Source organism: Rahnella sp. NRRL B-41462, from assembly GCF_003263525.1.
Classification (GTDB): Bacteria; Pseudomonadota; Gammaproteobacteria; order Enterobacterales; family Enterobacteriaceae; genus Rahnella; species Rahnella aceris.
The window spans coordinates 1-18,040 of record NZ_JYDF01000004.1 but is presented as its reverse complement, the minus strand read 5'-3'; the positions used below and the strand labels follow the sequence as shown (position 1 = coordinate 18,040).

25 protein-coding genes and 1 pseudogene are annotated in these 18,040 nt (G+C 49.8%); 7 read left to right on the top strand and 19 right to left on the bottom strand.

Annotation, left to right across the window (positions count from 1 at the left end; all coding sequences use genetic code 11):
- Position 1: 1 nt before the first annotated feature.
- The 6 genes from UC14_RS01155 to UC14_RS01135 are packed head-to-tail and all read right to left on the bottom strand — an operon-like array spanning position 2 to position 5,101.
- Positions 2-1,582 carry a class I adenylate-forming enzyme family protein gene (locus tag UC14_RS01155; protein ID WP_112197097.1) on the bottom strand — a complete coding sequence of 527 codons (1,581 nt, stop codon included), beginning with the start codon at positions 1,580-1,582 and terminating at the stop codon, positions 2-4.
- Positions 1,579-2,193, bottom strand: a complete 615-nt coding sequence (locus tag UC14_RS26970) for a hypothetical protein (protein ID WP_232829623.1) — start codon at positions 2,191-2,193, stop codon at positions 1,579-1,581. Before UC14_RS26970 ends, UC14_RS01155 begins: the two co-directional genes overlap by 4 nt.
- Positions 2,162-2,587 carry a hypothetical protein gene (locus UC14_RS26965; RefSeq protein ID WP_232829622.1) on the bottom strand — a complete coding sequence of 142 codons (426 nt, stop codon included), beginning with the start codon at positions 2,585-2,587 and terminating at the stop codon, positions 2,162-2,164. The genes UC14_RS26970 and UC14_RS26965 overlap by 32 nt, the downstream gene beginning before the upstream one ends.
- Before the next feature lie 2 nt (positions 2,588-2,589).
- Positions 2,590-3,501, bottom strand: a complete 912-nt coding sequence (locus tag UC14_RS01145; protein WP_013577942.1) for a hypothetical protein — start codon at positions 3,499-3,501, stop codon at positions 2,590-2,592.
- A gap of 9 nt (positions 3,502-3,510) precedes the next feature.
- Positions 3,511-4,818, bottom strand: coding sequence for a type III PLP-dependent enzyme (locus UC14_RS01140; RefSeq protein WP_112197096.1), 1,308 nt, complete (start codon positions 4,816-4,818; stop codon positions 3,511-3,513).
- Complete coding sequence (locus tag UC14_RS01135; protein ID WP_013577940.1) at positions 4,799-5,101, bottom strand: hypothetical protein; 303 nt, start codon at positions 5,099-5,101, stop codon at positions 4,799-4,801. Before UC14_RS01135 ends, UC14_RS01140 begins: the two co-directional genes overlap by 20 nt.
- Positions 5,102-5,386: 285 nt before the next feature.
- On the opposite strand from UC14_RS01135, the gene UC14_RS01130 reads away from it, so the two are divergent.
- From UC14_RS01130 to metQ, 3 genes are all read left to right on the top strand, one after another.
- Complete coding sequence (locus UC14_RS01130) at positions 5,387-5,722, top strand: multidrug efflux SMR transporter (RefSeq protein ID WP_014416586.1); 336 nt, start codon at positions 5,387-5,389, stop codon at positions 5,720-5,722.
- 319 nt (positions 5,723-6,041) lie between these two features.
- Positions 6,042-7,253 carry an MFS transporter gene (locus UC14_RS01125; protein WP_013577938.1) on the top strand — a complete coding sequence of 404 codons (1,212 nt, stop codon included), beginning with the start codon at positions 6,042-6,044 and terminating at the stop codon, positions 7,251-7,253.
- A 195-nt stretch (positions 7,254-7,448) separates the two neighbouring features.
- A complete protein-coding gene (metQ, locus tag UC14_RS01120; RefSeq protein ID WP_013577937.1) occupies positions 7,449-8,261 on the top strand; it encodes a methionine ABC transporter substrate-binding lipoprotein MetQ in 813 nt (270 codons plus the stop codon).
- 71 nt (positions 8,262-8,332) lie between these two features.
- Here the strand turns inward: metQ and UC14_RS01115 are convergent, their stop codons facing one another.
- From UC14_RS01115 to UC14_RS01105, 3 genes are all read right to left on the bottom strand, one after another.
- A complete protein-coding gene (locus UC14_RS01115; protein WP_225444951.1) occupies positions 8,333-8,671 on the bottom strand; it encodes a hypothetical protein in 339 nt (112 codons plus the stop codon).
- Between the two features lie 155 nt (positions 8,672-8,826).
- A complete protein-coding gene (locus UC14_RS01110) occupies positions 8,827-9,162 on the bottom strand; it encodes a nuclear transport factor 2 family protein (RefSeq protein ID WP_014416585.1) in 336 nt (111 codons plus the stop codon).
- A 125-nt stretch (positions 9,163-9,287) separates the two neighbouring features.
- Entirely contained in the window at positions 9,288-9,467 is a 180-nt protein-coding gene (locus UC14_RS01105) for a hypothetical protein (RefSeq protein WP_013577934.1), read from the bottom strand.
- A 134-nt stretch (positions 9,468-9,601) separates the two neighbouring features.
- Here UC14_RS01105 and UC14_RS01100 point away from each other — a divergent pair, with 134 nt between their 5' ends.
- Positions 9,602-10,033 carry an OsmC family protein gene (locus UC14_RS01100; RefSeq protein WP_013577933.1) on the top strand — a complete coding sequence of 144 codons (432 nt, stop codon included), beginning with the start codon at positions 9,602-9,604 and terminating at the stop codon, positions 10,031-10,033.
- A gap of 62 nt (positions 10,034-10,095) precedes the next feature.
- Here the strand turns inward: UC14_RS01100 and UC14_RS01095 are convergent, their stop codons facing one another.
- Both UC14_RS01095 and UC14_RS01090 read right to left on the bottom strand, forming a co-directional pair.
- On the bottom strand, positions 10,096-10,443 hold the full coding sequence (locus UC14_RS01095; RefSeq protein WP_014416584.1) for a type II toxin-antitoxin system RelE/ParE family toxin: 348 nt from the start codon (positions 10,441-10,443) through the stop codon (positions 10,096-10,098).
- Between the two features lie 40 nt (positions 10,444-10,483).
- On the bottom strand, positions 10,484-10,714 hold the full coding sequence (locus tag UC14_RS01090) for a type II toxin-antitoxin system prevent-host-death family antitoxin (RefSeq protein ID WP_013577931.1): 231 nt from the start codon (positions 10,712-10,714) through the stop codon (positions 10,484-10,486).
- A 212-nt stretch (positions 10,715-10,926) separates the two neighbouring features.
- On the opposite strand from UC14_RS01090, the gene UC14_RS01085 reads away from it, so the two are divergent.
- The gene (locus UC14_RS01085) at positions 10,927-11,124 is read left to right on the top strand and encodes a hypothetical protein (protein ID WP_013577930.1); all 198 of its coding nucleotides are present in this window, start codon (positions 10,927-10,929) and stop codon (positions 11,122-11,124) included.
- Positions 11,125-11,282: 158 nt separating this feature from the next.
- On the opposite strand, the gene UC14_RS01080 is transcribed toward UC14_RS01085, so the two are convergent.
- Both UC14_RS01080 and tehB read right to left on the bottom strand, forming a co-directional pair.
- Positions 11,283-11,555 carry a YqjD family protein gene (locus tag UC14_RS01080; RefSeq protein WP_051930980.1) on the bottom strand — a complete coding sequence of 91 codons (273 nt, stop codon included), beginning with the start codon at positions 11,553-11,555 and terminating at the stop codon, positions 11,283-11,285.
- A gap of 82 nt (positions 11,556-11,637) precedes the next feature.
- A complete protein-coding gene (gene tehB, locus UC14_RS01075) occupies positions 11,638-12,237 on the bottom strand; it encodes a tellurite resistance methyltransferase TehB (RefSeq protein WP_014416582.1) in 600 nt (199 codons plus the stop codon).
- 205 nt (positions 12,238-12,442) lie between these two features.
- Between tehB and UC14_RS01070 the strand changes: the two genes are divergently transcribed.
- Complete coding sequence (locus UC14_RS01070; RefSeq protein WP_112197095.1) at positions 12,443-13,684, top strand: diguanylate phosphodiesterase; 1,242 nt, start codon at positions 12,443-12,445, stop codon at positions 13,682-13,684.
- A gap of 110 nt (positions 13,685-13,794) precedes the next feature.
- Here UC14_RS01070 and UC14_RS01065 read toward each other — a convergent pair whose 3' ends face one another.
- The 6 genes and pseudogenes from UC14_RS01065 to UC14_RS01040 form a co-directional block, all read right to left on the bottom strand.
- Positions 13,795-14,052: a biofilm development regulator YmgB/AriR family protein gene (locus UC14_RS01065; RefSeq protein ID WP_014416580.1), complete on the bottom strand. Its 258-nt coding sequence runs from the start codon at positions 14,050-14,052 to the stop codon at positions 13,795-13,797.
- A gap of 99 nt (positions 14,053-14,151) precedes the next feature.
- Entirely contained in the window at positions 14,152-14,487 is a 336-nt protein-coding gene (locus UC14_RS01060; RefSeq protein WP_223510022.1) for a biofilm/acid-resistance regulator YmgB/AriR, read from the bottom strand.
- Positions 14,468-14,761 carry a hypothetical protein gene (locus UC14_RS01055; RefSeq protein ID WP_013577924.1) on the bottom strand — a complete coding sequence of 98 codons (294 nt, stop codon included), beginning with the start codon at positions 14,759-14,761 and terminating at the stop codon, positions 14,468-14,470. Before UC14_RS01055 ends, UC14_RS01060 begins: the two co-directional genes overlap by 20 nt.
- Before the next feature lie 183 nt (positions 14,762-14,944).
- The gene (ycgZ, locus tag UC14_RS01050) at positions 14,945-15,184 is read right to left on the bottom strand and encodes a regulatory protein YcgZ (protein ID WP_013577923.1); all 240 of its coding nucleotides are present in this window, start codon (positions 15,182-15,184) and stop codon (positions 14,945-14,947) included.
- A 171-nt stretch (positions 15,185-15,355) separates the two neighbouring features.
- Positions 15,356-15,897: pseudogene (locus tag UC14_RS01045) on the bottom strand (GNAT family N-acetyltransferase).
- Positions 15,898-15,924: 27 nt separating this feature from the next.
- A complete protein-coding gene (locus UC14_RS01040) occupies positions 15,925-16,839 on the bottom strand; it encodes a LysR family transcriptional regulator (protein WP_112197094.1) in 915 nt (304 codons plus the stop codon).
- A 114-nt stretch (positions 16,840-16,953) separates the two neighbouring features.
- Here UC14_RS01040 and UC14_RS01035 point away from each other — a divergent pair.
- Positions 16,954-18,040: MFS transporter (locus UC14_RS01035; protein WP_112197093.1), on the top strand; the 1,087-nt coding region annotated here is incomplete at its 3' end.

Below are 18,040 nucleotides of genomic sequence, written 5' to 3'. Positions count from 1 at the left end.
CTTATGATTTTACGGATTCGCGTTGAACATCATGGGAGCGCTGTAACAGGAGTTCAGGCAGCCGGTTACGATCAATCTTTCCGTTATTATTTTTGGGTAACGCCTCACTGAAATAATAGCGGTGAGGGCGCTTGTAGCTTTCGAGATGGGTCTGACAGAAGGCTTTGAGCAGGGCAATATCGGGCGCCGTCACACATTCAATACAGGCGACGATCTCATCACCGTAAATGGCATGAGGGACGCCAATCACCGCTACCTGTCCGACCCCGGGGATGCGTTTGAGCACGCCTTCGACTTCCCGCGGCGCCACTTTTTCGCCGTTGGTTTTCAGAATGTCATCTTTGCGGGCGACAAAATAAAGCAGGCCACGTTCATCCAGCCGGCAGATGTCTCCGGTATACAGCACGGATTCGCCGGGCAGCGGGCCGGGACGTAATTTCTTTTGCGTCTGTTCTTCATTGCGCCAGTAACCGCGCATGACCGTCGCGCCACGAATAACCAGCTCGCCCGTGGCATTGCTGCGATGCGGGACACCGTTGTCATCCACCACCCAAAGTACGGTATTCGGGATGGCGTAACCGACGCTCTCTTTATGTGTCGACAACATCGCTGGCGGAAGCCAGGTGCAGCGATGGCATTCCGTCAGCCCGTACATAGAGAAAATTTCAGCCTGAGGGAACAGGGCAATCAGCGTATCAATATCATTGGAATGCAACGCGGCAGCCGTATTCGTGATTTTACGCACGGATGAAAAATCATAACGTTTTGCCAGAGGGGCAATGAGGGCCAGCATGGTGGGGACAATCGGCAAAACCGATGCCCGCTGTTTCACCAGTTGTTTGAGGGCAAACAACGGACGGCTGAAATCTTTTTCGATAATCAGCGTCGCGCCCACTCTGGTGGCCATGATGGCCTGATAAAGCCCGTAGTCAAAACTCATCGGGATCGTGCAGAAAATCCGATCGCTTGCCCTCAGATCCAGATAGGTGCTGACGGATGTCGCCGCGCTCAACATATTGCGCTGGGTCAGCATGACGCCTTTCGGATCTCCGGTGGAACCGGATGTGTAAATCAGGCAGGCCAGATCGATATCCAGCGCGTCTTCCGGCACAAGCGGTGTAACGTCTGCCTGCGCCGCGATCTGCTGTAATGAAAGTAACGCCGGGCGGCTCAGACTTTCTGTGCCCGGCTTGTCAAACAGCACCGGATACGGGGCGTGATCTGCACTAGCCGTGACCCGCGCATCCGCCTGATCTGCACTGCTGATCAGCAAACTGGCTTCTGCGTTGTTGCATATCCAGCCCACGCGCGCGACGGGCGTGTCAGGGTTAAGAGGGACAAAAATGGCTTGCAGGTGCTGAACCGCCCAGAAGCACACCACAAAGTCGATACTGTTCGGCAGCCAGACCACCACCCGATCGCCCCGTTTAATGTGATGCTGTTGCAAAGAGGTGGCTGTTTTCATGACCCGCTGGAACAGTGCTGACCAGCTTATCTCTTCATCACCGGCAACCAGGGCGGTTTTCTCGGGAAAAGCCTGTGCAGCACGGGCCAGCCACTGTGTTAAATGGGTTGTGCTCATGGAATATCCTCATTGTCTGATTCGAGAACCATTGCGCCAAAGGTGCCCGCCACGCCTGAGGCCAGAGCCAGAATGCACCGCGCTCTGACGGCATTATCCCCACAGGCAAGCAGGCTTTTGATATTGAGAAACGCATCGCTGCAAAAGCAGTGACCGAGCGTGTAGAGGTTATGGCGGAATACGATGTCCCGGCTAAATCCGCTGCGATCAGCAAGGCGGTCAAAGGTCACCGGGCTGATGTGGTAAGGGAGCACGGCGCTGAGTTCTTCCGGTTTACGTCCCGCGCCCGCCAGCGTTTTTTGAATGGTTTCGGTCATCACCGGCAAAAATGCGTGGTCATAGGCATTTTCACTTTCGCGATCCGTTTCCCGCATCCGCGTGCCATAAGCCCCGAGTTGTTGTAAATGCAGTGCGCGCAGATGCAGCGAATGAGGAGAAGGGGCCATGCCAACCAGCGTGGCGCAAAAGGCTTCGCCAAAATAACCATTCTGATCGACATATTGCACCGTGCGGTGAAAACATTTTTCACCGGTGATCAGCACCCCGCAGACGGAGGCCTGGTTCTCAGAGCCACAATTCTCAGAGAGAGTGTTCTGCTGTGCGGCGCGCATTTTCGCCTGCAAATATTTCAAACTCACCAGACCCGAAGCGCAGGAAGCCTGTGTCGCAGAAAAAAAATTCGATCTCCTGGTCGCCAAAAAACGTCTGAAATACCGTGGACAGTTCTTCCATCCGGTCAAACGGGCTTGTGGCGTGCAGAGAATGCGCCCACGCGACATAGCGGATTTGGCGAAATAAACCGGGGTCGCATTCAGCGCGTAATTTTTGCAGAAGGTCGGAGAGCAGATCCGGCAATGTTTCATCAGCAAACAGACTGGCAGATTGCATCTTATGAAAACGGCTAAAAATTTTATGATTCCGTTCTCCCCAGCAGTATTTTTTTTCCAGCAGGGAGAGCGGGGTAAGAACCGGAGCTATCAGGCTTGTGATGGCATGGATATACACCTTCAGCTCTCCATCACAAAACTGGCGAAGATCATATTCTTCCCTTCCGGCATCATTAATAAGAACCGCGTATTTTCCTGAGCCAGTTTTTTTAATAACACCCAGGGTGCTGAAGACAATAAAGCATCGTCCCAGGTTTCTATCCTGACACCCGAGAAGTTGGCATCCCGTTGCAGAACCTGTGAAAACGATTTGCTGGTCAGAATAATCAGCGGCAATGCGTTTTCAGCGGCACTGAACATCTTCAGCGTGGAAAGCAGGGGATAAATGTCCGCCGTTGAAACCGGCAGCGAGGTTTTCTGATAATTTTTAAAGGTAATATTACCGGCGACCTTATGGGGTTCGTGGGTCGCGTTGCTTTGTAAAAGGAGCAAACAGCAACTGGCCGCAGGGTGGAAATTGGCGAGATAAGGGCTGTCATACAGAATGGCATCCTGATCTGCCATCATCAGCAGGGCTTTTCGCGGACGTTTGTCCCCGCCGATATCTTCCAGGTAATCTTCAATGATTTGCAACGCGACAAATCCACTGCTTAAACCATGATCGCTGATGGCAATACCAAAAGCGTTATGAGAACCGGTTTCATAAATAATGGCATTGGTCACTGAAGCACCAATTTCAGCATCGGGCGTCCAGTGGGTCAGCACCACCAAATCCAGGTCATTGACCAGCGCCTGCTCTTCCAACTGGGTCACCAGTTTTTTGAGCATCGTCGTGAATGTCAGGTTTTGAGAGTTAACCCAACGGGAGACGGGCTGAAGCTGGGCTTCGCATGTGCGGGAATGTGACTGGAAAAAAGCGTTAACAAAACTTTTAACTTTATCCAGTTGTTCACTCTCCACCGTAGCAGAAGGATTGTTATTTTTTTCAAACTCATGCCAAAGAATATTGGATGCTGAAAATTCCAGAGACATACAGATTCCTCAGGCATTTCCGACAGATAAAGGCTGACATATCTGAGGTGCCAGTAATGTCTCAATGCTATCTGCGGTTCGGATAAGGAAAGCCTGACCTTTCTCCACCAGAATTTCGGCGGGATGACCAAAACTTAAAAAGTTGACGGGTGAAGCACTGGCCCCGTATGCGCCTGAATGTCCGATGCCGATCAGGTCGCCCGGATGCAGTTCCGCCAGCATAATGTTTTCACCTAATATATCTGTGGGGGTACAAAGCGGGCCGGTGACCTGATAACGATGTTGTGTCCCGGCACGGGTTTCACCCAGACGGGCCATCGGAAAATTACGCCGGATCAGCGAGTTGATGCCAGCGGCGCTGCCGTGACAGTTGGCTCCGCCATCACACACCGCGAACCATTCGTCCCGGGAGGGTTTAAGATAATTAACGCGGGTGACGAAAATGCCTGCACGGGCAATCAGATATCTGCCCAGTTCGACGATGATCTTACAGCGCGGAAATTTGTCATGATAATTGCGGATAACGGGCGCTAACGCGCCACCGAGCGCAACAATATCCAGTGGCTTTTCTTTATCAAAATACCTGACGCCAAAACCCCCGCCGACATCGACAAAATCAAAATCGACCTTGTAGATCTCCTGCAAAGATCCCGCCAGTGACAGAATATTCAGGGTATTTTTAGCCAGCGCTTGCCAGTCGAGGATCCGTGTACCGAGATAAATATGGATCCCCGCCAGTCTTAAATTTTCCTGCTGCGCGACACAGGCAAATGCCTGTGGTAAAAGTTGTTCGTCGATGCCAAATTGCCGTGGTTTGCCGCTCATCACCAGTTTGGCTTTTTCGCCCGTAAAATCAGGGTTGATGCGCAAGGCGATGGTTTGTATAACGCCCATGCTGGCAGCAATATCATTCAGAAGTTTTATTTCTTCAATGGATTCGATGACGACAGCTTTAATACCGATGCGACAACATTGGGTTAATTCAGCAATGTATTTTCCGGGACCCACAAAAATAATATCCTCCGGGGGCACACCCTGACTTATCACTGTTTCCAGTTCTGCCAGAGAACACACTTCACAACCCGTACCTTCCCGGTTTAACAACTGAACCAGTGTTTTATTGGGATTAGCTTTGAGCGAATAAAAATAATGAATCTCATCCGGAAGTGACTTTTTTAATGCTGAAAAGTCGGCCTTTATTTGCGAGGCGCTGTAGGCATAAAACGGCGTCGGCACCCTGTCAGCCAGACGCTGATAAGGAATGTCGTCGATTTTTTCTGTACTGATAAACTGGCTATCAGGAGGAAAAGCTGACATCGCTAAACCTCCGGGATAACAGTGATTCAATCTGATTGATATTTTTGAAGTTTTCGAAAAGATCGCCATCGAGGATATCAAAAAAACTCCCGGAAACCTCGGTTCTGGCTTCCATCCATTCGCCCATCTCTGCGATAAAGCCCACTAAATGGATTGAGTCCAGTAACCCTTCAGGCCCGTAGATATCAGCTCCCTGTGCAATAGCCGCCAACTTTCTATTGTCAACACCCACTTTCTCTAAGCATGAGAGTATAAATTCTTTCGTTGTCGATGAAATAGTCATTGGTTTCGCCACTTTAAAAACTTCGAACTGACATGATATCCGCCGTATCAGGAAAGATTTGCTTGAAATTGCGCCTGCAATAAAAGAAGAAAATCATAAAGCGGGAGAAGCACACCGGCGTTGTGACAGGGCGCTGACATAATAATTTCCGGCCATTCGGAGTATTCGTACCCGGTTATTTTTATGACAACAGTAAAACCCGGCATGATTGCCGTTAAGACGGTTTAATGTAAGACTCTGTGGGGTAATGTTTTATTTTTATAAATCTCATATTGAGAAGGTCTTATGTTCAAAATATATCTCATCCTTGCTGTTTCTATCTGCGCTGAAACACTGGCGACGACCATGATGAAGGCGTCTGATGGATTCACCCGGTTAGTGCCGAGCGTCATTGTGGTCGTCGGTTATGCCATATCCTTTTATGGACTTTCTCAGGTCGTTAAAGTGATGAATATCGGCATCGCCTACGCTATCTGGGCAGGCATGGGGATTTTCCTTGTTTCGGCCATGTCATTCTTCATCTACAAACAGCGGCTTGATACTCCGGCGCTGATTGGCATGGGCTGCATCGCTCTCGGCATTATGATCATCCAGCTTTATTCTAAATCTGTGTCGCATTAACCCTGAAACGCTCTTTCCCCGTCACGTTATTCGCCGCCGCATCCGGCGGTTGATCTCTTTTTCTGCAATTTAGTTACAACATACTTATATGTGGAATCATTTCCTGTCCGCGTTATCTGTATGTGCCTTTTCCGTTTGAACCTCCGCGCGCCTCTGCAGCCTGCATCGCAGGCGGAGACTGGCTTATCTGGCAGGTGCATAAGAAATACCCTGGCATTCATTATGAAAAGGGCTTGACCCTGTGATGGTGATCACGTTTATTACGTTCAAATACTAAAACAACACCTTCGAAATAATTCACCTTGCTAAGGATCATAAAATGACTGAGTGCTCATCGCTGGACACCCGGCCAGAAACTTCTGCATTCCGCCGCTGGCTGGCGGTTTTCTCACTGGCCTGCGGCACCTTCGCGCTGGTTAATACCGAATTTCTGCCGATCGGTTTACTGTCGCCCATCGCGCAATCTCTGGGTGTCACTGAAGGGCATGCCGGTCTGGCAGTGATGTTGCCCGGTTTAGTTGCCGCGATTTCTGCGCCGCTGATCATGCTGTTTGCCCGAAAAATGGATCGCCGCACCTTATTATTATTGCTCTCCGCGACGGTGATCGTGGCCAACGGTATCGCCGTGATGGCGCAGTCATTCAACATTCTGCTGATCGGACGCATAATTCTGGGCATCGGTGTCGGTGGTTTCTGGTCATTTGCTATTCCTTCCGGGCGGCGGCTGGTGTCAGAGGAGCAGGGCGCCCGGGCCATTTCGCTGATCACTGCGGGCGTGGCGGTCGGCACGGTCGCAGGTGTCCCGGCGGGCGCCTTTATCGGGGATCTGTTCGGCTGGCGCATGGCATTTATGCTTAACGCCGTGCTGGCGCTGGCGTTTTTCGTGCTGCAATGGCTGGCGCTGCCTTCGCTGCCGGCACAACACTCTATCGGCCTGCGTGCGATGCTCAGCGTCACGAAAGTCGCGGGGATCCGCTACGCGCTGATCATCGGCGTATTTATGGCGGGCGGCCATTTCGCGGCGTATACCTACCTCGAGCCGTGGCTGCGGTTTAGCCTGCATCTTTCAGCCAGCAATATTTCTTTGTTACTGATGGGCTACGGTGTGGCGGGGTTATTAGGCACGCTTACCACGGAAATTACTGTCCGTGAGCTCGGTGTAAAGAAAGCGTTTATGCTCAATATGCTGCTGCTCAGCGCCTCGGTGCTGGTGTTGTCGCTGTTCCCGGTGCCGCTGGCGCTGGCCTGTGCCCTGGTGATCCTCTGGGGACTGGCGTTTGGTGCGCTGCCGGTGTGTCTGAATATCTGGACGTATCAGGCGTCGCCTGCGTTGTTTGAAACCGGCTCGGCGTTGCTGGTGTGTGTCTTCCAGACGTCGCTGGCGCTGGGCGCATTGTTTGGCGGGATCCTCGCTGACAGCGCGGGCGTAAGCAGTGCCTTCCTGCTCGGCGGTGTGCTGACATTGCTGGCGGGCATCACCATTTTCCTGTCCCGCCCGCAACCTGCGGTATTACACGCGGCGGGCAAATGATCGGTTTACGATCAGGAAATCTTTCCACATAAGACAATCCTCCTGCCGGAACCTGCGTACAGCGGGTTCCGGCAGCATTCCCGCTCTAGGTTATTTCTTTTTCGTATTTGCGCATCCCGACAGGCTTTGAAACACTGAGATCTTCAGCGATGCTGTTTCAACCTTTTAATTATTCACGGAAAGAGTAAAACCGTTATGCGCATAACACTAAAATTTTCAGTTCTGGCATTATCTCTGGTGGGCGCACTGGCGCTGAGTGCCTGTGATCAAAAATCGCAGGAAAACCACATTAAAGTGGGTATCAGCGCGGGTATCGATCAGCAGATGTGGGAAACCATCAAAAAGACTGCCAAAGACAAATATAACCTTGATGTGGAAGTCGTGACCTTCAACGATTTCGTGTTGCCAAACTCGGCGCTGAGCAGCGGTGACATTGATGTAAACTCGTTCCAGCACCGTCCCTATCTGGATAAGCAGATCAAAGAGCGGGGCTACAAGCTGGTGGAAGTGGGGAAAACCTTCGTCTATCCGATTGCAGGATACTCCCGCAAGATAAAATCCATTGATCAGCTCAGCGATAACGCGCAGGTTGCGGTGCCTAATGACCCGACTAACCTTGGCCGTTCGCTGTTATTGCTGCAAAAAGAAGGTTTGATCAAACTGAAAGAGGGCGTAGGTTTGCTGCCGACGTCTCTGGATATCGTTGAAAATCCAAAGCATCTCAAAATTGTTGAGATCGAAGCGCCGCAACTGACACGCGCCATTGATGACGACAAAATTGAACTGGCGATCATCAATACCACTTATTCAGGACAGGTCGGGCTGACGCCGGGCAAAAATGGCCTGTTTGTCGAAGATAAAGATTCACCTTACGTGAATATCATCGTGGCACGTGAAGATAACAAAGACAGCCAGGCCGTGAAGGAGCTGGTTGAGGCTTATCAGACGGATGCGACAGTGAAAGCGGCGGACGCTATCTATCACGGGGATGCGGTGAAAGGCTGGTAATGCGGGCAGGATGGTAGAGTAATCATTGAATCCTGAGATTATAAAATCCCAGGATTCAATGTCTGATTCTGTTAAATATCGTTGAGCATCTGAGAACGCTGATTCATGTTATTGAACACGGCGCTTTTAACTCGGGCACAGATAAGTGTCTGCTTATCTTTTAATTCAAGCGCAAACATTTCTTTGGAGTCTTTGTTAATCAGCGAAGCATTGGTTTTATAAACTGCATATGCGTCGTTGAGCTGACTAAATTGTTGCTTATAAACATTGAAAGCTTGTTTATCCAGCGTCTGAAGTGCCCTGAACTCACTGTAGCAACGGGTATTCAGTGCTGACTGATCCTGCTCAGTGTTTTTAACTGTTGGCTGCGCGCATCCGCTTAAAAATGCGGCGGCAACAAACACAGACATCCACGCAAAAGGCTTATTCATTATGGCCGGTCCCTTGATCAGATTATTCTCAGTAATTTCCGACCACTATATTCAGAATTTTACATAATTGGAAATTATGATTTAGGATATCCATCCGCAACCAATGAATACTTCCAGTCACAAAAAATGCATGATTATTCAAAATAGAACCAGGCTGTTTTAATCAGCCCGTTTTCGACTTCAAACACGGCAATGCTGTTGACGGGGGTCTCATAAATTCCGTAGATCATTTCATGGTCAAATACTTTATTGCCCAGCACGGTTCGTGAGATCAGCTCAGCACGTAATGCGCTGTTGTTGAACCGGTGGTTTTTATAGAACGTTCTGAGTGCGTCTTTCCCCTCTAAGGAAGGCAGCATATTGGGCATGCGATAGGCGGTAAAGTCTTCGCTGTAGCAGGCGGAAAAGGCATCGAGATCGTGGTGGTTATAGGCCTGAAACTGTTTCTCTACCGGAATGCTGGCGTCCATGTATCATTGTTCTCGTGAATTATTATTTAATAATATCGAATATTAATTCATGTTGTGCTTTTTGGCAATCTGACGAAAACAAAAAGGCCACCGTGGCAGCCTTGAGGGATAAATTGATGGAGTGATCAGCACACGCCAAAATCGCCGTCTTCGTGATACAGATCCACGGTGTCGGCTTTTACTTCAATTTCAGTGGCAGAAAAGTCGTCCGTACGCGAGCACCACAGCGTGTCGCCTTCAACACGACGGACGATCATTTTCGGGCCGCCGGTTTTGGACTGAACAACATCTTGCGGTTTAAACATGCTTTATTCCTCGGTTATCTATTTTGTTGTGATTTATAGAAAAGTTACCCGCAGACCGCATAGCCCGGCCATCCTCGCGGATCACCGATCAGAAGCTATACTTAACGTTAATGTAATGCAAACCGGAGGAAAATATGACCATTCATAAGAAAGGACAGGCACACTGGGAAGGCGATATTAAACACGGTAAAGGTTACATCTCTTCTGAAAGCGGTGCCCTGAAGGAACAACCCTATGGATTCAACACCCGCTTTGAAGGTAAGCCAGGCACTAACCCGGAAGAACTGATTGGCGCGGCGCACTCAGCCTGCTTCTCCATGGCGCTCTCGCTGATGCTCGGCGAAGCGGGGCACACGCCGGAAAGCATCGATACTGTCGCAGATGTTTCACTCGATAAAGTGGATGGCGGCTTTGCGATCACCAAAATCGCGCTCGACAGCAAAGTGAAGTTGCCAGGCATCGATAAAGATAAATTCGATGAAATCATCAAAAAAGCCAAAGCTGGCTGCCCGGTTTCACAGGTTCTGAAAGCCGAGATTACGCTGACGTACCAGCTGGAAAACTGATGATTTAACAGAGGATGACGCGCTGAAAAAAGCCACGCGATGTTTGCGTGGCTTTTGCGTTGTTAGCCCATGATCAGCTTTTTAAACAGCAGCGCCTGAACATTTTGCCGCTGCGAAAGCAGCACATAGACAGAGATCAAATTTGCCGGTTCATCATAGGTATATATGATGCGATAACCGCTCAACGTACTGCATTCGCGATACTTGATAATCCCCAGCGCTGCAAGATCAGGTGAAACCGGGCAGGACAAAGGAAATACTTTCACTTTTGTTTCAAACTCATCTAATACAGCGTTGATGATCTTTAAAGGGTCGTTTCCCTGTAAGGTCTGGAACGAAGCGATTTCATCAATGGATAGCTTTACAGTTTGCAGGTACTCAATCGTAATTTTACTTTTCGTGGCAGACATAAATTGATCCCAATAATGAGCCGATGAGATGAGTGACTCATCAGTAGAGATCTGCTAACAACTGTTCCCTCGTCAATGTCCGGCCTTCAGCTTTATCATTTTCTGCCAGTGTCAGCAGCTTGAGTAAAGCGATGGTTTCATCCCTTTTTTGCCTGTCTTCATAGGATTCAATCACATAAGCCGGTTCACCATTCTGAGTGACCAGTATAGGTTGTGATAAATCAAGCGCAGCGGCATGCTTCTTCACGAAGCTGATGGTCTGTATTTGCATGTTTTACTGCTCCTGTCGAGGCTTCGGTCTAAATATAGGTCTTTTACAGACTGCTGACAAGGCGGAATTTCTCCGTCTCAGGCTATGCCAGCCCCCTTAACCCTGATAGAAAAATGCGATCCCGGCTGTGCCCGAATTCTGACAAATGCCATTACATCAGCTATAGATACTGAGCGTTATCTGAAAAATTCGAATAATTTACCGGGGTCATCATGAAGGACGAAAGCGAAAAGACAGGCCTGATCGGGCTGGCCATTGGTGCGGCTGTTATGGGGTTAATTTCCAGCGGAACGATTATTAACCGGGAGAGCATCATTGATGAACTGCGGCGGCTCGGGCGTAAAAAAGGGGACGGTGTGGAAGATGAAATTTTCGTCAAAGCCGCTCAGCTGGTCGGTAAAGGGCAATGATTCACGCAAGCTGGCGAAAAAATACCCGTCAGGGGAGACGGGTATTGGATTTGCTACAAGGGGAATGTCTGAATAATCTGTAGATTGCTACAGAAGACAAGATCATACCCTCTTTTTGTGAATAATTTGTGTAGGAGAAATCTGTTTCTCCCGGACGGTTATTTGCGGCCTAAAAGTAGCCCCAGAACCACGCCAATCGCACCGGCAGCAATCAATCCCGACAGCGGATTTTCTTTGATTTTATCCGCCACGTCAGAAACTGCTTCACTCGCCTGCGCGGAGTATTTGCGTGCAGCACCTTTAAGCTGATGTTTCGGAGAGTCAACAAAATCTCCAAATTGCTTTTGCGCTTCACCGGCAAACTGGTTAACCGTGTTTTCTACTTTATCTTCCACACGGTTAGGATCTTTATCAAAGTCTTGTGATGACATATCGTGCTCCTTTTTGGGTGGAATTTAAGTTTAGTCGAAAAGCCAGGCTATGCAGGGTTTGCCTGCGAAGGACTGATGGATATCAGATTTTTCTTGCCAGCAGCGTCGCAAACCGCAACTTGTAACGGTCTCCGTTTTCGTCGCGTTTATGCAGTTCGCCGACATCTTCGTTGTATTTCACGATTTCCCAGCCGCGATAATAATCACGCAGTTCTGACGGCTTGAACGTGAACGGGAAGGGCAGCGGGCACGGATAATCCGGGCTGTCCATGGCGGCCACAATCAGGTTATAACCGCCCGTGTTGGTGGCCGCATGCATGTCTTCAATAATGTGCGGGATGCTGTCGCGTTGCAGAAACATCATGACCACGGTGGAAAAGATAAAATCATATTCACCGCTGAAACGGTGCGTGTTCAGATCAGCTTCGCTGATATTGATGTTATTCAGTGATTCCGCCGCGATAATATCATTCACTTTTGCGACGCTTATGGCGTTGTTATCCCAGCCCGTCACCTCAAACCCTTTCAGGTTCAGATACAGCGAGTTACGCCCGCTGCCACAGCCTAAATCCAGTGCTTTACCCGGCCGGACATGCTGTGCGGCGTTGATGATTTCTGAGTGGGTACGGGTCAGGCCGTATTTTTCGCTGTAAAAATCTTCTGGTGCGGGTTGTTGAGTCATGCCCTGTTTCCTGTAAATGAATAGAATGTCAGCGATTATCCTCCAAAATGGCAACCGCGCCATTACTCTTAATGGTCACAGGCCTGAGCATCACGGCATTTTTTCGCCACAATATGTTAGCGAAGATAATCAATTGAGATTTTTCCGTAAATAAAATTTCTGTTATCGTGGGGTTCATAACTGAAGCCTGCCCTGGAATTTCTTAATGCTTTTAACCCTCGTCTACCGCAGCCACATCAGTGACTCTGTCCTGCCTGCTTCTCTGGAAGAGATGGTGTCGCGAGCCAACATCGGGAATGAACGCAACAGTATTACCGGTATTCTGCTTTTTGACGGAATGCACTTTTTCCAGTTGCTGGAAGGGCCGGAAGCGGCCGTCGATGCTATTTATAATAAGATTTGCCGCGATCAGCGGCACAATAATGTCGTTGTTCTCATGCGTGATTACGCGCCGTCGCGCCGCTTCGGTAATGTGGGGATGGAACTTTTTGACCTCAGGCACCATCACGAGGATGTTGTCCTTCAGGCCGTGCTGGATAAGGGGACGTCCAAATACCGGCTGACCTATGAAGACCGCGCGCTTCAATTTTTGTGCACCTTTGTACAGGCTCGTGAAAAGGAAAATTATCTCGAAATTCTTCCGGCGGATTCCTGGTCTTTTATCGCCGATGAGTCACTGAAACCTGAAGCAGGATTTATCTTTCCCGAGATGAAGGATTACAGCTTTACGTATCAGCCCATTGTTGATCCACTGAGTCGCGAGATTACCTCTTACGAAGCCCGTCTGTGCGGTCCAGGTGGCGGTTCTCCGATGGAGTACTTTTCTGCGCTTTCCAGAACAACCATTTATGAAGCTGACCTGAAAACCAAAAAGCTGGCTTTTGCACTGGCACAGAAGATGGGGATCAGCGACAAAACGCTGACAATCAAACTTTTGCCTATGACGTTAGTCCGGGTACCTGATGCTATCGGATTTTTAGTTCATGAGATTACTGCTCATGGTCTGGTTCCGGAGCAGATTGTCGTGGCAATCACCGAGAACGGCGTCGTGACACGCGAAGATAATTTCGTTACAGCGTTGCAACAGCTTAAAGCCTCAGGAATACGACTGGCGATTGATGATTTCGGCGCAGGATCAGCGGGATTGTTGTTGCTGACTCAATGCCAGCCGGAAAAGATTATGATTGACCGCAATATGATTTGTGACATTCATACCAGCGGACCCAAACAGGCCATTGTTCAGGCCATTATCAGGTTTTGCTCTTCTTTGGAAATATCGGTTATCGCGACGGGTGTTGAAAAAGCAGAAGAATGGATGTGGCTCGATGCGGCAGGGGTGTGTAATTTCCAGGGCTCGCTGTTTGCTTCACCAAGGCTAAATGGAGCACCGGTTGTCGCGTGGCCGGAAGTTAAGCAGGAATATCTGTTAACAAACCGAAATCTTTAAATATCAAAAGTCCGATAAAAGATTTCAGTAAGATTAAATGAATCAGCCGGACAAATATAAAATATTTATCCGACTGATTCGCAAAGTCTTAACGCTACGCAGGTGATATATTATACGACATCATCATCAGGAGTGCGGTATACGACGTATTCAAGTGCCTCTAAGTATACATCCTGTTTACCCGAATCACTTTCCTGCTCAATTTTTTGAATCAGGTAAAGAATAATATCTTTATGGGTTACCCGTTCTTTCCTATTTTTTAAATTATTATAAATACGGATGACAGTTTCATTTCCGACCAGAAGTTCCGGGTCTTCTGTCAGAATATAATCAGCTAATTTGACATGAGTATAAGACACATCTTGCATTTTGATACCCTCCGCACTTGCTGTTTATGAGTGAAGTCACGTTCGGTTTTCAAAAATGAACGTGAAATTATTAAATATAATAAATCTAATCAGCCGGGATCAGACGCCGGAATTTTCGGGTGTCATACCCACAACCATTTCCAGTGCACTACGCAGAATATCCAACTGCACCACATCGGATGTGCATTCAAGCTGTGTAATCAGGTGCAATATAATGGCTTTATTTGTCACTTTGCCTTGTTCGGCCAGAATGACGCGAATAGCGGCACCCAACACTTCGGTTTCACTCAAAAACAGTTCGCCCGCATTGTTGAAATAGTTATAAACATCTGAGTGATAAACAGAATCTGTCATCGTCTGGGATGGGTTTGAATTCATCGCATCGCCCTGATTTAGCGAATGATTCTTTGATGAATCAATGTCTTTTCTTGTCATCGGACGGCCCTTCAGCATTGAAAAAGTGTCGTACATTATCGACATCCCGCACTTCGTAGGTAATTCGCGCACGTTTATCAGCCAGATCATGGCGGATCTCATTAATAATCCGCTCGCAGGCACTTTTCCGATTTATGTTGTCAGCACTTGCAGCCATAAACTGTAATTGTGCGATGAGTCTGTCAGTCGATATCGGGTTCTTCGATTTAAGCAAGGAAATTACGGCCTCACCTATCAGCTTATCAGTCAGTCTTTCTTCATTACTTCTGTACATATTAGCAGCCTCTGAATATATGCCGGCCAAAGTTCTTGGGCAGATTAGCTTCAGGTTCAGAGTTGGTACTTTACGCCTGAGGGCATAAAATTTGGTAGGCTGTGAATTAATCAAGCCCGCATAATATGTCGAACTGAAATGCTATGAAGCCAATCTTTGCACTATGATCTTAATCAGGGTGGATCATGAATCTCGTTCAAGTACCAGACGGATAAGCTTCATATAATGCTTTTCCTCTTCTTCACTTCCAGCCGCTTCAACACGATTTAAAAGTTTTGAACATAAAGCTTTGCGATTGAGGTTCTTTCCTGCCTCAAGAATTTCAACAACAACGCGCCCCATTGTTTCCTCTTCAGAAAAGACCTGACTGTATAAGGAATGAGACGTGTCCGGGGCCATTCCGTTGTGTCTGTTCTGACGCATAATTAACCCTTATGTTAATAGATGTGTGAGTAATGATTGCCTGTGTGACTATAAAGTTATACAAGATATAGAAAGTTGTACAGGTATTTTTAGAAAAAAAAAGCTAGCAATGCCTGAGACTCAGAATTTTCCGATCTCAGGCGGGGGACGATCGCCCAAGGTGGTTTTATGTCAGCTGAACGATGGGCCGCTGACTGTGCGCGGGTTGGTCTGCCGGTAAAGGTAACTGCCCGTGCCATGGAGCGGATCGCCCTCAAAACCCACTTTCTGCATGCCGATTTTTTCCAGAACGCGCTGTGAAGCCAGATGATTTTCACGTACGGTAGCCGAAATCCGCGGTATGCCCAGTTTCTCAAAACCGGTGCTGAGCGCTGTGCTGGCAAACTCCGTTGCCAGTCCTTTTCCCCACGCTGTTGTCGCAAAGCGATAGCCAAGAAACACACGGTGATTTTCGTAGCCTTCACGGATACCCAGCCCGCCGAAACCGATAATCTGATCCGGTTGATGATTGTGCGCAATGGCCCAGTGCCCGTAACCATTATCCGGCCATTCCCTCAGCCAGCTGTTCAGTTTTTCCTGTGCTGCCGCGATGTCCGGCAATGGCCGCGCGGGTTAAAAAGATTGGTTTGCGGATCGCCGTAAATAGCAAAAAACGTGGGAATATCCTCAGCCGTAACAGGCCGGAGCAGCAACCGTGATGTCTCGATGATCATAATGAATGTTTCCTCCCGTGAGCTGAGTTAAATCTTAGCTTGGGCGGGGAACTCCGCCAGCCGGCTTTGCAGAAAATCAATAAAGCTTCGCACCTTTTCAGGCACGTGACGGGTGTTAGGATACAGCGCGAAAATGCCCTGTGGCGGAAAACGGTGACCGGGCAGCACATGGCATAAACGCTGTGCGTCGATTTCCGGCTGCACCAGCCAGTCCGGCAACAGCACGACGCCTGCACCTGCCAGTGCAAAGGCTAACAACGCCGAGGCGCTGTCGGCCACAATGGCGGGCGGCGTCGTCACGCGAAACGGGTTTTGTTTTCCCTGAGTATCAGTGACCGGCCAGCTCATAGGTAACGGCAGACGGCTGTGAGCGATCCACCGGCTTGCGGCCAACTGGTCCGGCGTAGTGATGTTTCCGTGTTCGCGCAAAAAGGCCGGAGATGCCACCGGCAGTATACCGAAACGCCCGAGTGCGGCGGCGTGATGACTAGAATCAGTCAACTGGCCGAGACGGATCGCCAGATCAAAACGTCCGGCGATCAGGTCGTCGTGATGTGAAGAGGCGACGTGCTGAATGCGCAGTTGCGGATGCAGTGCAGAAAACGCCGCCAGCGCCGGAACCACCACGCGCGCGCCGTATTCCGGGGTACTGGTGATCCGCAACTGACCGCTCAGGCCACCGTGATCACGACGCACGTCGTCGAGCACCGCTTCGGCTTCCTGCAATAAATCCTGACAGCGTTGATAAAAGCGTTCGCCTGATTCCGTCAGTGCCAGCCGCCGGGTACTTCGGGTCAGCAGTGCGACGCCAGTTTCACTTTCCAGTTGCTTCACATTAAAACTCACTACCGCTTTGGTCAGCCCGAGGGAGACTGCTCCGCCGGTAAAACTGCCTGCGTTAACCACCGCGACGAAAATCTCCAGCCGCTGTAAATTCAGCATTCTGTGTGTCCTTACTGTCAAAATAATTTTGACAGTGTAACTGCACCGCGTCCGTTTATCCGTAAGAACTTCTCCGTTACATTGGCCGCCTTTACCCATTGTGGATGCGTAAGAATGAGTCACAGGGCGCGGGTTGCCGCAGTGTATTTGCTCGGTTTTTTCGTTGATCTGATCAACATGTTTATCGCCAATGTGGCGTATCCCGGCATTGCACGGGAATTTCAGGCACCAGTCAGCGCGCTGGCGTGGGTCAGTACCGGATATATTCTGGGGCTGACACTGGTTATTCCGCTCAGCCGCTGGCTGGCGGGGCGTTTCGGTGCGCGGCGGGTGTTTATCCTCTCGCTGACGATTTTTATGCTTGCCTCACTCGCTGCAGCGGGCGCCGCAAGCCTGATCACGCTGATTGGCTGGCGGGTTTTGCAGGGGCTTGGCGGCGGATTGCTGATCCCGCTCGGGCAGACGCTGACTTATGCACTGTACCGCAGCCATGAACGCGCCCGGCTGTCTGCGGTGATCATGCTGGTCGGGCTGCTGGCACCGGCGCTGTCTCCGGCTCTCGGCGGCATTATCGTGGACAGTTTTAGCTGGCGCTGGGTGTTTATTGCCAGCCTGCCGCTGTCGTCGCTGGCCTGGGTTCTGGCACTGTGCTGGCTGCCGCAAACGCCGCGTGAACCGGCAGGGAGGTTCGATCTGAAAGGATTTGCGCTGCTGAATGGCGGGCTGGCGCTGGTGCTATGGGGGCTGACATCTCTGGGCGAAAACAGTGAATGGCTGAGCGGCAGTGCATTATTCGTGGCCGGTGCAGGGCTGATGACGATGTTTGTACGGGCATCGCGAAAACACCCTGAGCCGCTGCTGGATCTGACGCTGATAAAAGATCCGTTATTGCGCACCGGCATGCTGATTTATCAGTGTATTCCCGGCGTGTTTACCGGCGTCAGCCTGATTGCCATGCTGTATCTGCAGAATGAACACCACTTCTCGGCGGCGCAGTCGGGCGGGCTGATGTTGCCGTGGTCACTGGCGTCATTTGCTGCCATCAGTTTTACCGGCAAAATGTTTAACCGGCTCGGGCCGCGGGCGTTATTTATTCCGGGCTGTCTGATTCAGGGCGCGGGTATTGGTTTGCTGGCGCTGCTCAGTGTGTTTCCCGCAGCGCCGTGGCTGGCAATCGCGGCGTTCACGTTAATGGGGGCGG

What these genes read in the sequence shown, in the direction of transcription:
- UC14_RS01155 (WP_112197097.1), bottom strand. Translation starts at nt 1,582, where the DNA reads ATGAGCACAACCCATTTAACACAGTGGCTGGCCCGTGCTGCACAGGCT.
- UC14_RS26970 (WP_232829623.1), bottom strand. Translation starts at nt 2,193, where the DNA reads ATGCGCGCCGCACAGCAGAACACTCTCTCTGAGAATTGTGGCTCTGAG.
- UC14_RS01145 (WP_013577942.1), bottom strand. Translation starts at nt 3,501, where the DNA reads ATGTCTCTGGAATTTTCAGCATCCAATATTCTTTGGCATGAGTTTGAA.
- UC14_RS01140 (WP_112197096.1), bottom strand. Translation starts at nt 4,818, where the DNA reads ATGTCAGCTTTTCCTCCTGATAGCCAGTTTATCAGTACAGAAAAAATC.
- UC14_RS01135 (WP_013577940.1), bottom strand. Translation starts at nt 5,101, where the DNA reads ATGACTATTTCATCGACAACGAAAGAATTTATACTCTCATGCTTAGAG.
- UC14_RS01130 (WP_014416586.1), top strand. Translation starts at nt 5,387, where the DNA reads ATGTTCAAAATATATCTCATCCTTGCTGTTTCTATCTGCGCTGAAACA.
- UC14_RS01125 (WP_013577938.1), top strand. Translation starts at nt 6,042, where the DNA reads ATGACTGAGTGCTCATCGCTGGACACCCGGCCAGAAACTTCTGCATTC.
- metQ (WP_013577937.1), top strand. Translation starts at nt 7,449, where the DNA reads ATGCGCATAACACTAAAATTTTCAGTTCTGGCATTATCTCTGGTGGGC.
- UC14_RS01115 (WP_225444951.1), bottom strand. Translation starts at nt 8,671, where the DNA reads ATGTCTGTGTTTGTTGCCGCCGCATTTTTAAGCGGATGCGCGCAGCCA.
- UC14_RS01110 (WP_014416585.1), bottom strand. Translation starts at nt 9,162, where the DNA reads ATGGACGCCAGCATTCCGGTAGAGAAACAGTTTCAGGCCTATAACCAC.
- UC14_RS01105 (WP_013577934.1), bottom strand. Translation starts at nt 9,467, where the DNA reads ATGTTTAAACCGCAAGATGTTGTTCAGTCCAAAACCGGCGGCCCGAAA.
- UC14_RS01100 (WP_013577933.1), top strand. Translation starts at nt 9,602, where the DNA reads ATGACCATTCATAAGAAAGGACAGGCACACTGGGAAGGCGATATTAAA.
- UC14_RS01095 (WP_014416584.1), bottom strand. Translation starts at nt 10,443, where the DNA reads ATGTCTGCCACGAAAAGTAAAATTACGATTGAGTACCTGCAAACTGTA.
- UC14_RS01090 (WP_013577931.1), bottom strand. Translation starts at nt 10,714, where the DNA reads ATGCAAATACAGACCATCAGCTTCGTGAAGAAGCATGCCGCTGCGCTT.
- UC14_RS01085 (WP_013577930.1), top strand. Translation starts at nt 10,927, where the DNA reads ATGAAGGACGAAAGCGAAAAGACAGGCCTGATCGGGCTGGCCATTGGT.
- UC14_RS01080 (WP_051930980.1), bottom strand. Translation starts at nt 11,555, where the DNA reads ATGTCATCACAAGACTTTGATAAAGATCCTAACCGTGTGGAAGATAAA.
- tehB (WP_014416582.1), bottom strand. Translation starts at nt 12,237, where the DNA reads ATGACTCAACAACCCGCACCAGAAGATTTTTACAGCGAAAAATACGGC.
- UC14_RS01070 (WP_112197095.1), top strand. Translation starts at nt 12,443, where the DNA reads ATGCTTTTAACCCTCGTCTACCGCAGCCACATCAGTGACTCTGTCCTG.
- UC14_RS01065 (WP_014416580.1), bottom strand. Translation starts at nt 14,052, where the DNA reads ATGCAAGATGTGTCTTATACTCATGTCAAATTAGCTGATTATATTCTG.
- UC14_RS01060 (WP_223510022.1), bottom strand. Translation starts at nt 14,487, where the DNA reads ATGACAAGAAAAGACATTGATTCATCAAAGAATCATTCGCTAAATCAG.
- UC14_RS01055 (WP_013577924.1), bottom strand. Translation starts at nt 14,761, where the DNA reads ATGTACAGAAGTAATGAAGAAAGACTGACTGATAAGCTGATAGGTGAG.
- ycgZ (WP_013577923.1), bottom strand. Translation starts at nt 15,184, where the DNA reads ATGCGTCAGAACAGACACAACGGAATGGCCCCGGACACGTCTCATTCC.
- UC14_RS01040 (WP_112197094.1), bottom strand. Translation starts at nt 16,839, where the DNA reads ATGCTGAATTTACAGCGGCTGGAGATTTTCGTCGCGGTGGTTAACGCA.